This window comes from Paragemmobacter kunshanensis (assembly GCF_011059185.1).
GTDB classification, from domain to species: domain Bacteria; phylum Pseudomonadota; class Alphaproteobacteria; order Rhodobacterales; family Rhodobacteraceae; genus Paragemmobacter; species Paragemmobacter kunshanensis.
The window spans coordinates 1-1,804 of sequence record NZ_JAALFE010000078.1 but is presented as its reverse complement, the minus strand read 5'-3'; the positions used below and the strand labels follow the sequence as shown (position 1 = coordinate 1,804).

At 69.2% G+C, this 1,804-nt stretch carries 2 protein-coding genes; one reads left to right on the top strand and one right to left on the bottom strand.

The features are described 5' to 3' along the window. The first annotated feature begins 59 nt into the window (after positions 1-59). Positions 60-1,280, top strand: a complete 1,221-nt coding sequence (locus G5V65_RS21755; RefSeq protein ID WP_165054693.1) for an MFS transporter — start codon at positions 60-62, stop codon at positions 1,278-1,280. Between the two features lie 41 nt (positions 1,281-1,321). Here the strand turns inward: G5V65_RS21755 and G5V65_RS21750 are convergent. Then, positions 1,322-1,804, bottom strand: a 483-nt coding sequence (locus G5V65_RS21750) for a Hint domain-containing protein (RefSeq protein ID WP_206526933.1), incomplete at its 5' end; no start/stop codon positions are given.

Sequence of the window (1,804 nt, the reverse complement as noted above, 5' to 3'; positions counted from 1 at the left end):
ATTCCCCCGCGCGCATTTGACCCTTGCCCCCGCCGCAGCAGAGGTTAAGCCTAGCAGCCATGATCGCATCCAGCCCCGCCTCCGACAGAACCGCCCGCCGGAACGTCCTCGTCCTCGTCGCAGCCCAGGCCATCCTCGGCGCGCAGATGCCGATGATCTTCACCGTGGCGGGCCTCGCCGGGCAGAGCCTTGCCCCCAATGCCTGCTGGGCCACCCTCCCGATCAGCGCCGCCGTCATCGGCTCCATGCTGACCGCCACCCCGATCTCGGCCTTCATGCAGCGCCATGGCCGCCGCGCGGGCTTTGCCATCGGCGCGCTGGGCGGCGGGATCGGCGGGGTCCTCGGGGCCTATGCGCTCTCCACCTCGAACTTCCTGCTCTTCGTCATCGCCGCCCTCTTCACCGGCATCTACATGTCGGCCCAGGGCTTCTACCGCTTTGCCGCCGCCGATACCGCCTCGGATGCCTACCGGCCCAAGGCCATCTCGCTGGTCATGGCAGGCGGGCTTCTCTCGGCGGTCATCGGCCCGCAACTCGTCAAGGTCACGGCCGAGACGATGGTGATCCCCTTCCTCGGCACCTATCTCGCCATCATCGGGCTGAACGCGGTGGGCGTCTTCCTCTTCCTGCTGCTCGACATTCCCGCGCCGCGCCGGGCCGCGCAGGGCGCCCCGCAGGGCCGCTCGCGCCTGCAACTGATCCGCAGCCCGCAGATCGGCGTCGCGATGATCTGCGCCACCGTCTCCTATGCGCTGATGAACCTCGTGATGACCTCTTCGCCGCTGGCCGTGGTGGGCTGCGGCTTCACCTCGGGCAATGCCGCCGATGTCGTCACCGCCCATGTCCTTGCCATGTATGCACCCAGCTTCTTCACCGGCCACCTGATCGCCCGCTTCGGGGCCGAACGCATCGTGGCCATCGGCCTTGTCATCCTCGCCTCGGCCGGGGCCGTGGCCATCGCCGGGGTGGATCTCGCGAATTTCTTCGTGGCTCTGGTGCTGTTGGGCCTCGGCTGGAACTTCGGCTTCATCGGCGCCACCACCATGCTCACCGCCGCCCAGGCCCCGGAAGAGCGGGGCCGCCTTCAGGGCCTGAACGATCTTGTGGTCTTCGGCGGTGTCACGCTCGCCTCCTTCTCCTCGGGCGGGCTGATGAACTGCTCGGGCGGATCGGTGCAGGCGGGCTGGCAGGCGGTCAATTTCGCCATGCTGCCCTTCCTTGTCCTGGCCGGGGGCGCGCTGATCTGGCTTGCCATGCGCCCGCGCGAAACGCGCGCCTGACCCTTGGTCCCGCGCGCCAGGCGCGGGTGGCGCCCGCAGGCTCAGGCCGCCAGCGACAGCAGCCGCGCTTCCTGCACGCTCAGCGCCGGGCAGGCATCATCCGCCGGGCCGCCCATGGCGACCTGCAGACCCTCCACCACGATGGTGCAGGCCCGCGACAGCGTGATGTCATACCAGATTTCCATCATCGGCGCGTCGATCAGGCGCAGATCCCCGCCATTGACCAGCGCTCCCACCGGGGCCAGCGCCTCTTCCACCCCGAAATAGGCTGCAAGCCTGTCCCCCGCAACAACGATCATCTGATCGGGCGACAGCAACAGGGGGGCAGCACCCCGCCCCTGCCCGCGCGCCTCGCCCCCAACGCAGACCGCCGCCGCCCCGGGGGCCGCCAGCATCATGCGCCGCAAACCGATGATCTCTGCCGCCTGCCCCTGATTGCAGGATACCGCATCGCCCGCCACCAGTTCCTCGACCAATCGCCACCCGCGCGGCGTCATGATCCGCGTCCCATGGGCAAATCCCCG

Excerpts from the sequence above, each read along its gene's own strand:
- G5V65_RS21755 (WP_165054693.1), top strand. The coding sequence starts at position 60 with ATGATCGCATCCAGCCCCGCCTCCGACAGAACCGCCCGCCGGAACGTC.